At 59.4% G+C, this 13,557-nt stretch carries 13 protein-coding genes; 6 read left to right on the top strand and 7 right to left on the bottom strand.

What is annotated here, in order from left to right; translation table 11 throughout:
* From ACFE0K_RS08205 to ACFE0K_RS08195, 3 genes are all read right to left on the bottom strand, one after another.
* A partial coding sequence (locus ACFE0K_RS08205) for a TonB-dependent receptor plug domain-containing protein (protein ID WP_434535602.1) occupies positions 1-901 on the bottom strand: 901 nt, incomplete at its 3' end.
* 155 nt (positions 902-1,056) lie between these two features.
* A complete protein-coding gene (locus tag ACFE0K_RS08200) occupies positions 1,057-1,557 on the bottom strand; it encodes an FxsA family protein (protein WP_434535601.1) in 501 nt (166 codons plus the stop codon).
* Positions 1,558-1,679: 122 nt separating this feature from the next.
* A complete protein-coding gene (locus tag ACFE0K_RS08195) occupies positions 1,680-2,528 on the bottom strand; it encodes a LysR substrate-binding domain-containing protein (RefSeq protein ID WP_434535600.1) in 849 nt (282 codons plus the stop codon).
* A 96-nt stretch (positions 2,529-2,624) separates the two neighbouring features.
* Here ACFE0K_RS08195 and ACFE0K_RS08190 point away from each other — a divergent pair, with 96 nt between their 5' ends.
* Entirely contained in the window at positions 2,625-3,542 is a 918-nt protein-coding gene (locus ACFE0K_RS08190) for a sterol desaturase family protein (protein ID WP_434535599.1), read from the top strand.
* A gap of 318 nt (positions 3,543-3,860) precedes the next feature.
* Here ACFE0K_RS08190 and ACFE0K_RS08185 read toward each other — a convergent pair whose 3' ends face one another.
* Complete coding sequence (locus ACFE0K_RS08185; RefSeq protein ID WP_434535598.1) at positions 3,861-5,279, bottom strand: 3-oxoacyl-ACP reductase; 1,419 nt, start codon at positions 5,277-5,279, stop codon at positions 3,861-3,863.
* A 312-nt stretch (positions 5,280-5,591) separates the two neighbouring features.
* Here ACFE0K_RS08185 and ACFE0K_RS08180 point away from each other — a divergent pair, with 312 nt between their 5' ends.
* Positions 5,592-6,878, top strand: coding sequence for an acetyl-CoA C-acetyltransferase (locus tag ACFE0K_RS08180; protein ID WP_434535597.1), 1,287 nt, complete (start codon positions 5,592-5,594; stop codon positions 6,876-6,878).
* A 172-nt stretch (positions 6,879-7,050) separates the two neighbouring features.
* Positions 7,051-8,061, top strand: a complete 1,011-nt coding sequence (locus ACFE0K_RS08175; protein WP_434535596.1) for an alpha/beta fold hydrolase — start codon at positions 7,051-7,053, stop codon at positions 8,059-8,061.
* Positions 8,062-8,065: 4 nt separating this feature from the next.
* On the opposite strand, the gene ACFE0K_RS08170 is transcribed toward ACFE0K_RS08175, so the two are convergent.
* The gene (locus ACFE0K_RS08170) at positions 8,066-8,668 is read right to left on the bottom strand and encodes a TetR/AcrR family transcriptional regulator (RefSeq protein ID WP_434535595.1); all 603 of its coding nucleotides are present in this window, start codon (positions 8,666-8,668) and stop codon (positions 8,066-8,068) included.
* 271 nt (positions 8,669-8,939) lie between these two features.
* Here ACFE0K_RS08170 and ACFE0K_RS08165 point away from each other — a divergent pair, with 271 nt between their 5' ends.
* Entirely contained in the window at positions 8,940-10,958 is a 2,019-nt protein-coding gene (locus ACFE0K_RS08165; protein WP_434535594.1) for an FAD-dependent oxidoreductase, read from the top strand.
* A 99-nt stretch (positions 10,959-11,057) separates the two neighbouring features.
* Here the strand turns inward: ACFE0K_RS08165 and ACFE0K_RS08160 are convergent, their stop codons facing one another.
* Entirely contained in the window at positions 11,058-12,311 is a 1,254-nt protein-coding gene (locus ACFE0K_RS08160) for an NADH:flavin oxidoreductase/NADH oxidase family protein (protein ID WP_434535593.1), read from the bottom strand.
* Between the two features lie 99 nt (positions 12,312-12,410).
* Here ACFE0K_RS08160 and ACFE0K_RS08155 point away from each other — a divergent pair, with 99 nt between their 5' ends.
* The gene (locus ACFE0K_RS08155) at positions 12,411-12,746 is read left to right on the top strand and encodes an ArsR/SmtB family transcription factor (protein WP_434535592.1); all 336 of its coding nucleotides are present in this window, start codon (positions 12,411-12,413) and stop codon (positions 12,744-12,746) included.
* Positions 12,747-12,758: 12 nt separating this feature from the next.
* A complete protein-coding gene (locus ACFE0K_RS08150) occupies positions 12,759-13,193 on the top strand; it encodes a hypothetical protein (protein WP_434535591.1) in 435 nt (144 codons plus the stop codon).
* Positions 13,194-13,228: 35 nt separating this feature from the next.
* Here the strand turns inward: ACFE0K_RS08150 and ACFE0K_RS08145 are convergent.
* The coding region (locus ACFE0K_RS08145) for a TM2 domain-containing protein (RefSeq protein ID WP_434535590.1) at positions 13,229-13,557 on the bottom strand (329 nt) is incomplete at its 5' end.

Here is a 13,557-nt window from a genome sequence, read left to right as displayed (position 1 = left end):
CGCCGTTGTAGACCAGGCTGCCATTGGTATCGCGCAGATAGGTCTGCGGTTTCAGGGTTTCATCGCGGCGGTCCAGCCAGGCCAGGGTGAGGCGGGCCTGCAGGTCGCGGGTCAGGTCGTAGCCCAGTTTCAGTTTCAGGTTCTGCTCGGTCACCTCGCTACCGCTGGCAGCATTGTAGAGATAGCCGCCCTGGGAATACGGGTAGGCGCCGGTTACCGGGGTGCCGGGATTGGCGCCTGGCCCACGGGTGAGAGCAAAGCTCTGCGGGTGGCCTTCGTTTTCCAGCCGGCTGGCAGCCAGCAGCACGCTCCAGTCGCCTTTGCGATCGCCGATAACGGCGTTTAGCCGATGGCCCAGGTACGTCTCGTCGGTGCCGTAGTCGTCGAAGTCCTGCAAAAAGGTACCGGCACTGAGATGGGCCATTGGCTGGCTGGGCATCGTTGTGTGGAACACGGTGACGCCGCCCAGGCTGTTGCCGCTGTAACGGGCAGAGTAGGGCCCGTAGAGAATCTCCACCCGGTCGATTTCCCGAGGCTGAACCACGTCCCAGCGGGGGGCTGTGCCGAAGTTGGCGCCGAGGAAATTACTGAGCAGCAGCCCGTCGCTGTAAACCAGCGCGCGCGGGGTCTGGAAGTTGTGCATGTCGCGGAAGGTAAGCAGGCCATTGCGGTCGCCGATAAAACGTTTACGCACCATCAGGTTAGGCTGGTACTTGATCACGTCTTCGCTGTCCGCAGTATTGATGTCCGCCACTTCTGCAGCGGTGATCTGACTGCTTAGGGCAGAGGGCTGACTATCCAGTGCTGAACCGGACTGACTGACGGAAATGGTTTCCAGCTCACTGGCGTGTAATGAGGAAAGACTGCTAAGCAGAATGCTGGCGAGAAGACGACGATGCATGGAACCCCCGGATGATGGCGGGGGCATTATCAACAAAACCGGGGGTGGGACCAATGTGGCAAAGTGTCGCAGGTGGGGCAATGAATAATTAATAACTCGCGGGGTCGGATCGCGGCCTTTTCAAACACATGAGAACAGATCTCGCGAACTATTAACTATTCATCTTTTTCCCTGTGTGCTTCCCCCTCAATGGTCACATTGCCATCGTCCTGGCGGGGTGGCTGCTGGAAGGGGTTGGGGCCCTGTCGGGTGTAGCTGGTATAGGTGACGCCGCCGCCTTGCATGGTGGCGAAACCCTGCAGGGTGCCTTTCTCGATGACCTTGCGGGCCATGGCACGGCGGGAGCCTGGCAGCAGCAGGGCGAAGCCCACCGCGTCGGTAATGAAGCCGGGGGTGATCAGCAGGGCGCCGCCGAGCAGCAGCATGATGCCTTCCACCATTTCCTGGCCGGGCATGTCGCCCTGTTGCATGCGCTGGTTGAGGCGTATCCAGGTTTCCAGCCCCTGGCGGCGGAACAGGTAGCTACCCAGCAGGGCGGTAACCACGGTGGCCACGATAGTGATCGGCCAGCCAATCAGGCCGGCTACCTTGGCCAGTACCAGCACTTCCAGTAGGGCGAAAGCGAAGATGAAGAAGAAAATGCGACCGAAACCCATGGGGTGTCCTGTTTTAGCGTATATGCCTACTAAGATGGTGATAGTCAGACAGGGATTCAAGGGGCAGGTTCAGTGGCAGCGGAATCGGTCAGTTGGTGGTGACGACAGCGATCGGCGGGGTCTCAGTCCAGGGCGGAAGGCCAGAGCCTATAAACGGGAACCGGTGGCAGGGTGACCGGGAAGGGCAAGACCTTCAATGCCAGGGTGTCGGCGTAGTGGCGGGCCAAGCGCTCCGGCACGGGGGCAATCATGTCTGAGCGGGCACTGACGGCAAGCATGCTGGCAAACTGGGTGACCCGGGCGCCGGTACGTCGCTGCCAGCCGGGGGCATTGAGAATCAGATCCAGGGGCAGACGTCGGTTGCGCTCCGGCAGCACCACATGTTCGGCTTTCAGGAAGCGGGATTTACTGCAGCGGCCCTGTATCCGTGGATGTCCCCGACGCGCCACCACCACCAGGTTCTCCTCCAGCAGTACCTCCCGTTGCAGCCGGCTGTCTTCGGGGGCGAAAGAATCCACGGCCAGGTCGGCACGGGCTTTAATCAGGGTGCCTGCCATATCATCGCCGGCTGGCGTGACCTCCAGCCCTACATCCGGAGCCTGCTGTCGGATGCGTTGTAGTAGCGGCGGCAGTATCACCATCTCGAAGTAATCCATGCTGAGCAGTCGGAACTGTCGCTGGCTGTTGGCCGGATCAAAGCGGTTGCCCGGGTCCAGCGAATCCCGCAGGGATGCCAGTTGCGGGGCGAGTAGCTGGTGCAGCTCACGGGCACGGGGAGTGGGCACCATGCCCTGGCGGGTACGCACGAAGAGGTCGTCGTCCAGGGTGTGGCGCAGGCGCTGCAGCGCCGCACTGATGGCGGGCTGGCTCATTCCCAGCTGGTCTGCGGCCCGGGATAGCTGGCCAGCATCCATGATGGCATCGAAGACCGGCAGCAGGTTCAGGTCGATACTGCGTAAGTTCAGCTTCATGGATATTACTTATATCAAATATCAATTAGTAAGGGTAGAAGTGCCAGTTTATGGTCAATTTGTGCGCAACAACACGAATGACCCTGGAGAATAACAATGGATAAGCAACTCACCCTGGTTGTGACGGCGTTTATCGTCATCACCGCCATCTGGGAAGTGTTTAGCGGCCGTACCCGTAACGGCCGCAAGACCAAGCAGGACTGGAAGGTCGCCTTTCTGGCCACGCTTGTCATGGTTGCCGTGCAGCGTCCCCTGATGCTGCTACTGATCACCCTTGGCCTCACCAATCTGTTTCCGGGCAGTGCGGGTTCACTGGCCTGGCTGGAAAAACAGTATTTCTGGCCGACCCTGATTGCGTTCTTCTGCATTGAAGAATTTATTCATGGTTCGTTCCATCTGTTTGCCCACAGCCGTCGTCCCAAAAACAAGGTGCTGCAGTGGGTGCAGGCGCTTTATAAAATGAGCCATCGCCCGCACCATCTGGCCGGCGGGCAGGACAACAAGGGGCAGCTGTCTGTCACCCAGACGTTTGTGAATGGCTGGGCCTGGTGGATGATCATGCCCAACTATGCCTTCCAGCTGGTGTGCCTGTACCTGGGGCTGGTCGAGGTGTTTCTCATTGCGACGGCGTTCAAGGGTATCTGGGCGGCGCAGACCCATGTGAACTGGAACTGGGATTTGTATTTTCACAATCACCCGTGGGCCTGGGTGCGCAAAACCATGTGGGGCCTGTCACATATCATCACGTTCCCGACCCAGCACCATCACCATCATTCCCGTGGCCCGAATTCTGCCAAGAACGTAACGGCCACCCTGGCGATCTATGATTGGCTGATCTTTGGCACCCTGGCCATCGAAAAGGAAAAGCCGGAAATCTATGGCTGGCGCCAGAAGGATGATGAAGCCAGCAGTGTTCTCAAGCGCTACTTCTTCTGGGATGTCCGTCAGTTCATGCCCGGTGGGGCGGCGAAAGCGAAAAAGAAGCGCGAAGAAAAATTGGCGAAAGCGGCCTGAGAGCCTCAGCCCTGATGTTGTAGCGTCTCGTTGCGGGAGAGCACGGGATCTTTGGCCCTGCTGGGGTAGACCTGGCGAGGCTTTTTCGTTGCTGCCAGTGTGTTGTGTAGGGTGGATCAGCCGCAGGCGTCATCCACCGCTCTTTGCCTTTCTGCCCGGCATCATGGTGGATTACGCCTGCGGCTAATTCACCCTACGTCTTGGTCTTGTAAGGGGGACACAAACAAAAGAACCGCACCTTGCGGCGCGGCTCTTTTGTCGATCGTGTGGCGCAAGTCTCAAACCGCGTTGCAGCTTGAGGCTTGCAGCTTGCGGCTGTTACGCACCCAGCAGCATCTGACCACACACACGCACCACGTTGCCGGTCAGACCCTGAGAGGCCGGGCTGGCAAAGAAGGCGATGGTTTCGGCTACATCCACCGGCTGACCGCCCTGGTTCATGGCGTTCATGCGGCGGCCCGCTTCACGGATGGTGAAGGGGATGGCGGCGGTCATCTGGGTTTCGATGAAGCCCGGTGCCACGGCATTGATGGTGATGCCTTTCTCGGCGTACTCGTCCTTGTAGGCGTCGATCATGCCGATGACGGCGGCCTTGGAGGTGCCGTAGTTGGTCTGGCCCAGGTTACCGGCGATACCGGCAATGGAGCTGATGGAGATGATGCGGCCACCTTTGCCCATGCCGCCATCAGCCAGCAGTTTCTCGTTGATGCGCAGCTGGCTGGCGATGTTGATGTTCAGCACCATGTCCCAGAACTTCTCTGGCATGTTGCCCAGCATCTTGTCGCGGGTAACGCCGGCATTGTGTACGACCACGTCGTAGCCGCCGATTTCCTTCGCCTTGGCGGCGATGGTGGCGGGGGCGTCGTCAGCGGTGATATCCAGTTCCAGGGTATCGCCACCAATCTGCTCGGCCACCTGGTTCAGGTCGTCGGCCATGGGCGGGATATCCAGCACGGTAACGGTAGCGCCGTCGCGGGCCAGTACTTCAGCGATGGCAGCACCGATACCACGAGAGCCACCGGTGACCAGGGCCTTCTTGCCGGCCAGTGGCTTGTCCCAGTCGAACTTGGCAGCCTTGAAGCCCGCTTCGGTAGCGCGAACCACCTGGCCGGATACGTAGGCAGATTTCGGAGACAGGAAGAAGTGCAGGGGAGACGCCAGTTGCGCTTCCGCGCCTTCGTCGACATACACCAGCTGGGCGGTGGCGCCTTTCTTGATTTCCTTGCCTACGGAGCGAGTGAAACCTTCCAGGGCACGCTGGGCCACTCGGGCAGCGCCTGTCTGTTTTTCCGGGGTGCGGCCGATGACCACAACGCGGGCACACTTTTCCAGCTTGCGGATCACCGGGTGGAAGAATTCCCACAGGGCTTTCAGCTCATCCGGATTTTGGATGCCGGTGGCATCGAATACCAGGCCCTTGAACTTGGCATCGTCTTCGCGGTTGGCGGTGTAGTTGTCCGCGCTCACGCCCAGCTTGCCGGCTTTCTTCTGCAGCTCGGTGGCGTTACCGGTGTTGGCCAGTACGGCTACCTGCGCTTCCGGCGCATCTTTCAGGGTCGCCAGGACGGTATCGATACCGCTGGAACCGTTGGCGGCACCCACCAGCACGCGGCCCTTGATGAAGGAAGCCTGGCCCGGCTGCCAGCGCTCGAGAATGACCGGAATAGGGAGGTTGATTGCGCCAAACAGCGCCTTGCCCATAGAAGAATTGGCAATCGCCTGATAGGTATCGCTCATGATCCTGTCCTTTGCCATCAGAAGATGAATGTGTCTGGTTACATTAGTGCAACCAGAGCGGGTTTAAAGAGGTGCTGCGGAATGAAGCGTCAAAATCAGACTTCTTTCGTAGGGCATGACGGTCAGCCCTGTCGCACACTGGCGCGTATTGAATCACTGCAATGTGGCGGGTGTATTGACCGGCGCCGGTAGTCAAACAGGCGTTTGAGCCAATGAGGCCGTGCCGGTTGCGGGTAGACTGCGCCCATTCGAGTGAATACTGTAGCGTTTTCACGCTGTCGTTGCTCACCGCCATCTTTAGAGGACATGACTATGCTGGCAGGTAAAGCCGTACGTAAGGTTGCCATTATCGGCGGTAACCGTATCCCGTTTGCCCGTTCCAACTCCGCTTACATCGATACCAGCAATCAGGACATGCTGACTGCTGCCATCGACGGTCTGGTGGATCGCTTCAAGCTGCACGGCGAGAAAATCGACGAAGTGGCTGCCGGCGCAGTGATGAAGCACGCCCGCGACTTCAACCTGGTACGCGAATCCGTGCTGGGCTCCAAGCTCGCCCCGGAAACCCCGGCCTATGATCTGCAGCAAGCCTGCGGTACCGGCCTGGAAGCCGCCATCCTGGTGGCCAACAAGATTGCTCTGGGCCAGATCGATTGCGCCATCGCCGGCGGCGTTGACACCACTTCCGACGCGCCCCTGGGTGTGAACGAAGACGCCCGCAAGGTGTTCATGGCCCTGAACCGTGCCAAGACCAACGGCGAGCGCGCCAAGTTGGGCCTGAAGCTGCTCAACCCGAAATCCCTGATGCCCGACATCCCCAAGAACGGCGAGCCGCGCACCGGCCTGTCCATGGGCGAGCACCAGGCACTCACCGCCAAGGAGTGGGGCATTGCCCGCGAAGATCAGGACGAGCTGGCGTGGAAATCCCACCAGAACCTGGCCAAGTCCTATGAAGATGGCTGGCAGGATGACCTGATCACCCCGTTCAATGGCCTGGAACGCGACAACAACATGCGCGGTGATTCCACCCTGGAAAAACTGGCTACCCTGAAGCCTTGCTTCGGCGGCCCGGACGGCACCATGACCCCGGCCAACTCCACCCCGCTGACCGACGGTGCCTCCACGGTACTGCTGGCCACCGAAGAGTGGGCCAAAGAGCGTGGCCTGCCGGTACTGGCCTACCTGACCATCGGTGAAGCTGCTGCCGTGGATTTCATCGGCAAGAAAGAAGGCCTGCTGATGGCGCCGGCCTATGCCGTACCGAGCATGCTGGACAAGCTGGACCTGACCCTGCAGGACTTCGATTTCTATGAAATCCACGAAGCCTTTGCGTCCCAGGTACTGTCTACCCTGAAAGCCTGGGAAGATGAGACCTTCTGCAAGGAAAAACTGGGCCGCAAGAAAGCGCTGGGCAGCATCGACCGTAGCAAGCTGAACGTGAAAGGCTCCTCTCTGGCAGCCGGTCACCCGTTTGCTGCCACCGGTGGCCGTATCATCGCCAACGCCGCCAAGCTGCTGAACGAAAAAGGCTCCGGCCGCGCACTGATCTCCGTGTGTGCTGCTGGCGGCCAGGGCGTGGTAGCGATTCTCGAGAAGTAATCGCTGGCATGACTCAGAAAAACCGGCCTTCGGGCCGGTTTTTTTATGCCTGTTTATTGCCCAGGCGGGTACCCGCATTCCTTATATGGGACAGCGTCTCTCTCTGGAAGCGTGCCAGGAACTCCCTGCTTCTCCCAGGTTCACATACTGTGAACACTATGGGAGAGAAACTATGAAGCGGTGGCTGGTTGTGTGTTTCATGGGCGCGGTGGGCGTCACCCTGGCGACATCGTTGTGGGCGGATCAGGTGGCGCTGGGTGCTCGCCTTAGCGGTTATGAATACCCGTTTCCGGTGCACACCCTGGCCATTGACGAGCAACAGCAATCACTGGAAATGGCCTACATGGATGTGGCGCCGAAACAGAGTAACGGGCAGACGGTTCTGTTGTTGCACGGCAAGAATTTTTCCGGCGCCTACTGGGAGCGCACCATCATCGAATTGCTGGCCGATGGCTACCGCGTCGTGGTGCCGGACCAGATCGGTTTCGGCAAGTCCTCCAAACCGGCCCACCTGCAGTATTCCTTTCAGATGCTGGCAGACCAGACCCGACGGCTGCTGGACAACCTGAAGGTAGATGATGTCACTGTAGTAGGGCACTCCATGGGTGGCATGCTGGCCACCCGCTTCGCCTTGATGTTTCCAGAGCGCACCCGCTCACTGGTGCTAGTCAATCCCATCGGCCTGGAAGATTGGCAGCACAAGCAGGTGCCTTGGCAGTCGGTGGATGCCTGGTATCAGGGAGAATTGAGCAAGACCCCGGAGAAGGTCAAAGCCTATATGACCGCCAGCTATTTTGATGGTCAATGGAAGGAGATCTATGACCCGCTGCTGACCCTGCAACAGGGCTGGATGCGTGGCCCGGATTACCCCCGTATTGCCTGGAATTCGGCGTTGCACTACGACATGATTTTCAGCCAGCCGGTGGTGCAGGATTTTGACCGTCTTGCGGTGCCCACGCTGCTTGTTATCGGTACCCGTGATCGTACTGCCCTGGGACGCAACCGGGCTCCCGAGGATAGTCGCGAGACCCTGGGCCGCTACGACCAGTTGGGCGAAAAGACCGCGCAGCGCATACCCGATGCCACCCTGGTGGAACTGGAGGGGATTGGGCATGTGCCCCAGTTCGAAGCCTTTGATCGCTATATGACGGCGCTACGGAAATTTCTGGAACAAAGTCGTTAGCCGATCATGTTGAAGGGGCCAGGGCGGCCATGATCAGTGCCACCGACTGTTCGCTGACTGCCTCTATGTCCTCCCGGTTCACGTAGATGCCATCGATCAGCAGCCGGCACAGGCCATGGACGGTGGCCCAGCTGGCCTGGGCCACGCGCAGCGGATCGGTGTCAGCGGGAAGTCGGCCCTGAAGCTGGCTCCCCAGCCGCTCCGCATAGTTGCGGAAGCTGCGGTAGGCCACTGCCTTCAGTTCCTCGGTGGGGTCTCCGCTTTTCCAGATGGTGCGGCCGAACATCAGCTCATACTGTTCCGGGTGTTCGGTGGCAAAGCGCAGATACTCGCGGACAAAGTGCTGAATCCGTTCTTTCGAACCTTCCCCCTGCAATTGCCGCCCGATCATTTCGTCCAGTTGGCTGAACGCCTGGGTCGCCAGGGCGCAGAGCAGGGCATTCTTGTCTCGGAAGTGGTGGTAAGGTGCGGTACGAGAGACGCCGGCCCGTTCCGCCAGCTTGCGCAGGGACAGGCCATCAATGCCGTCCTCGTCCAGCAGCCGGTTGGCTTCCCGGAGCAGGGTGGAATGCAGGTCGCCGTGGTGATAGCGCGCGGGTCGTGACATGGGTAATCCAGTTGCAAGTTGAAAGTGGCAAGTTGCAATGCGCGATAACGCTGGCGACAGATAGGCCGCTGTCTACGCGAACAAGCTGGTTTGGGCGCGGCGCAGGCGTTGCCGATTGCTGCTACATGGTTGCCTCGTGGAAACCGTCAACTTGTCACTTGCCAGGGTAGTTTCAGCAATAATCTTGACAGTGTCAAAATAAGCCATTAACTTGACGGCGTCCAGATAATCAACGCGTAGCCATCTTTGGTGACGATACGGAGCTTACACCATGACAGCCGACCGCTATTCCAACCTGCTTTCTCCCCTGGATCTGGGCCATACCCAGCTCAAGAACCGGGTGATCATGGGGTCCATGCACACCGGGCTGGAAGACCGTTTCTGGCAATTTCCCAAGCTCGCGGCTTACTTTGCCGAGCGTGCCCGTGGCGGTGTTGGCTTGATTGTTACCGGTGGCTTCAACCCGAACAAGAAAGGGTGGTTCTACCCGTTCTCCGGGCTGTTCAACAACCGTTTTGATGTGATGAATCACCGCAAGGTGACCGATGCGGTACACCGGGAAGGGGGCAAGATTGCCCTGCAGGTGCTTCATGCTGGCCGCTACAGTTACCACCCGTTCTCCCGTTCCGCCTCGGCGATCAAGAGCCCGATCAACCCGTTCAAGCCCAAGGCCATGTCCACGAAGGAAGTGGAACAGACGGTGAAGGATTTTGCGCACACTGCCTATCTGGCCAAGAAGGCCGGTTATGACGGTGTGGAAATCATGGGTTCCGAAGGCTATCTGATCAACCAGTTCACCGCCCCGCGCACCAACAAGCGCAAGGACAAGTACGGCGGTAATGCGGAAAACCGTCGCCGTTTCCCGGTGGAAATCGTCCGTGAAACCCGCAAGCGCTGTGGCGACGATTTCATCATCATGTTCCGCATGTCGGTGATTGATCTGGTGCCGGAAGGTTCCACCCGTGAAGAAGTGCTGGAACTGGCCAAGGCCCTGGAAGCGGCCGGCAGCAGCCTGCTGAACTCCGGTATCGGCTGGCACGAGGCCCGTGTGCCTACCATCGTCACCTCTGTGCCTCGGGCAGCCTTTGCCGAAGCCACCCGTCAGGTCAAAGAGGTGGTGTCCATTCCGGTGGGCGCATCCAACCGCATCAACGACCCGGATGTGGCAGAAGAGATTATCAAGAGCGGTCAGGCGGATGCGGTGTCCATGGCCCGTCAGTTGCTGGCGGACCCGGATTTCGTGAAGAAGACCGAGCAGGGCAAGGCGGACGAGATCAATACCTGTATTGCCTGTAACCAGGCCTGTCTGGACCACACCTTCCAGCTCAAGCGGGCGTCTTGTCTGGTTAATCCCCGTGCCTGTCACGAAACCGAGCTGATGTATCTGCGTACTGCCAAGCCCAAGAAGGTGGCGGTCGTCGGTGCCGGCCCGGCGGGGCTGTCCTGCGCCACGGTGGCGGCAGAGCGGGGCCATGATGTGACCCTGTTCGATCAGGCCGGCGAGATCGGTGGCCAGTTCAACATGGCCAAGGTGGTGCCGGGCAAGGAAGAGTTTCACAACACCATTCGCTATTTCAGCAAGCGTATCGAAAACACCGGCGTGACCCTGAAACTCAATACCCGGGTGGCAGTGGCGGACCTGCAGGCCCAAGGCTTTGACGAAATCGTCATCGCCACCGGCGTGTTACCGCGTACGCCGGGGATTCCCGGCATTGATCACCCCAAGGTGCTTTCCTACGTGGATGTTCTGCGTGGCAAGGCGCAGGTGGGCGAAAAAGTGGCGGTAATTGGTGCTGGCGGCATCGGTTTTGATGTGTCCGAATTCCTGGCTGAACACCCCCGCGACGGCGAGCAGCCTTTGCCGGAGTGGATGAAGGAATGGGGCGTGGACATGGACAGCGATGCACCCGGTGGCCTGGTTGAGCCGCAGGTGGAAAAACCTGCCCGGCAGATCACGCTGCTGCAGCGTAAACCCACCCCACTGGGCAAGGATCTGGGCAAGACCTCCGGCTGGGTACACCGCGCCACCCTGAAATCCCGCAACGTGGACATGCTGAAAGGCTGCAGCTACGAGAAAATCGATGATGCGGGCCTGCATATCAAGATCGGCGAAGAAAGCCGCGTGCTGGATGTGGACCATGTGGTGATCTGTGCCGGTCAGGAATCCCTGCGCGAGCTGTATCAGGAAGACGCGAAAAACTTCCATTTGATCGGCGGTGCCGACCTGGCCGCAGAGCTCGACGCCAAGCGCGCCATTCGCCAGGGCGCTGAGGTGGCAGCCGCCCTTTAAGGAATGCCGCTTCTACAAAAAAGCCCTTGCCGGGAAAACCTGGCAAGGGCTTTTTTGTTTTTCGCTATTAACTATTCACTGTTAACTATTAACTGCCTTTCAACTGTTTGCCCGCAACCGCCGGGTCTTGAAGCTACCGATACCCATTTCCGTGATCACCTTGAACAACGACAGCAGTACACTCTCATCCGGTTTCGGGTCCTGCCCCTTGCCCATGCGATGCAGCTGACGGGAAAACCAGGAGACTTCCATCATGGCCATTTCGTCGATCATCTTGATGCCTGTCCTGCGCGGCGTGACCCGGCTGATGACGCCTTCCTGCCCGGCGAGAATGCGATTGGCCAGGTCCGGTTCCACCGCCAGGGGGCGCGCAATGCCGACCAGGTCGGTGGCGCCACTCTCCACGGCTTGCGCCATAGCCTGGGCTGAGCGGAAGCCGCCAGTGACCATCAGCGGCGTGGATACCCGCTGGCGAATGGCCTGGGCGTAATCCAGGAAATAGGCTTCCCGGGTAACCGTGCTTTCGCGCACGCCTTTGGCGCCGGCCATGGCCGGGTTCTCGTAGTTACCCCCGGAAATCTCCAACAGATCCAGGCCTTCATTGGCCAGCGTTTCCGCTACGGTCATGGACTCTTCTTCGGTAAAGCCGCCACGTTGAAAATCCGCAGAGTTGAGTTTGATGCTGACCGGGTAATCGGGGCCAACGGCATCACGGATGGCGCGATAGATTTCCAGCGGAAAACGCATGCGGTTTTCCAGAACACCGCCCCATTTGTCGGTGCGACGGTTATGGTGGCCGGACAGGAACTGGCTGACCAGATAGCCGTGGGCGCCATGGATCTGTACGCCGGTAAAGCCGGCTTTTTTCGCCAGGGCTGCGCTGGAGGCAAAGCGGCGGATGATGTCGAAGATCTCGTCTTCGCTCAGGGCTCGTGGCGTCTTGAAGGCGCTTTTGAGTTCCTTGCCAAAGGGGACGGCGGAGGGGGCGAGGGTGTCACCGCTGGCCAGCATGCGCGGGATCTGCTTGCCCGGATGGTTGAGTTGCACCCAGATATCATTGCCCTGGTTTTTGCCGGCCTCGGCCCAACGTTTCAGCAGGGCCATGTCGCGCTCGTCCTCCAGTACCACGTTACGGGGCTCCCCGGTGTGGTTACGGTCAATCATGATGTTACCGGTAATCAGCAGCCCGGTGCCGCCCTGGGCCCAGCGGCCATAGAGCCGCTCCAGGGCCGGGGTGACATGGTTATCAATGGTGCCCAGCGCTTCGCTCATGGCGGATTTGGCGAAGCGGTTCTTCAGCGTTATTCCGCAGGGCAGGGCCAGTGATTGCCCGAGAGTGTCTGCGTGGCTCACGATTGTCCTCCAGCGACCTGTGCAGGTCAGCAGCTATATAGTTTGATGATGGTCAAACTATAAGGTAGTTTGATAGCCGTCAAACCATTTTGTGGGGAGGTGCCGGTTTTGGCACGGAAAGACATATCGGAGAGTTCAGCGGATCAGCTGGCGGCGGCCTTTCGCGCCCTGTCCAACCCGAACCGCTTGCGAATTTACCAAGTGATTCTGGAGCACTGTCGTGCCCATGGTCATGCGGATCTGGCCAAAGTGCCGGCGGGCTGTGCCTTCGGGGATTTCATGCAGCGCCTCAATATCGGTGCCCCCACGGTCTCCCATCATGTCCGTGAACTGGCCGAGGCCGGGCTTATCCGGGTGGAGCGGGATGGACGGCGGCGTTATTGCCATGCCCAGCCACTAATGCAGGCCACCCTGGCGCATTTTTTTGAACTATAAGGAGAGAGAAGAATGACAGCAGACCAGTGGGCGTTGTGGGGTTGCGGTATTTTCTTTCTGACGGGGCTGCTGACCGGGGTGTGGAAGTACTGGCAGGTGGCCACCAGTGAAAAGGGCAGGGCACATTACTATGTGGATGTGGCGCACCGGGCGAGCCTGATGTATGCGTTCGCCTGCCTGGTGCTGGAACGGTTTGCCTTGCTGAGTATCTGGGAAGACTGGGTCAATACGCTGGCGGTGCTGGCGAGCCTGTTGTTTTTCGGCCTGGCCATTGGCAGCTATATTCTCCACGGTTTCCTGCAGGACACGCGTAATCAGCTGCAGCGGCCCCATCGTCTTGGTGGCGGTAGTGTGCCAGAGCTGGCCATGTCCACCTTCATGGTGTCGTTGATCGTGGCCGAGGTGGGTGGTTTCGCGGTGTTGTTTGCGGGGTTTGTGATGCGTTAAGGCCACGCCCGTGATGGGCGTGGCGTCTGCCGGGTTCAGGCCAGGCGGTTTTTCTCGGTGATCTGGCCGTTCAGGGTCCAGAAGTCGTAGAGGATGCCCAGCCCGAACAGGCCGGCGGTGAGCAGATAGATGATCCCGGTAATCACCTTGCCCATGTAGAAACGGTGAATGCCGAAGATGCCCAGGAAGGTGAGCAGAATCCAGCCGATGTTGTAGTCGACGCTGCCGGGTTCGTAGCGTTCGTCCGCCGCATCGTCCATGCCGGGGATCAGAAACAGATCGATGATCCAGCCGATGAAAAACAGGCCCAGGGTAAAGAACCAGATGGTGCCGGTGATCTGGCGACCATAGTAAAAGCGATGGG

The sequence above is a fragment of the Alcanivorax sp. genome (genome assembly GCF_051117345.1).
Lineage (GTDB): Bacteria > Pseudomonadota > Gammaproteobacteria > Pseudomonadales > Alcanivoracaceae > Alcanivorax.
Note: the sequence above shows the minus strand (reverse complement) of the source record. Positions and strands in the feature narration are given on the sequence as shown.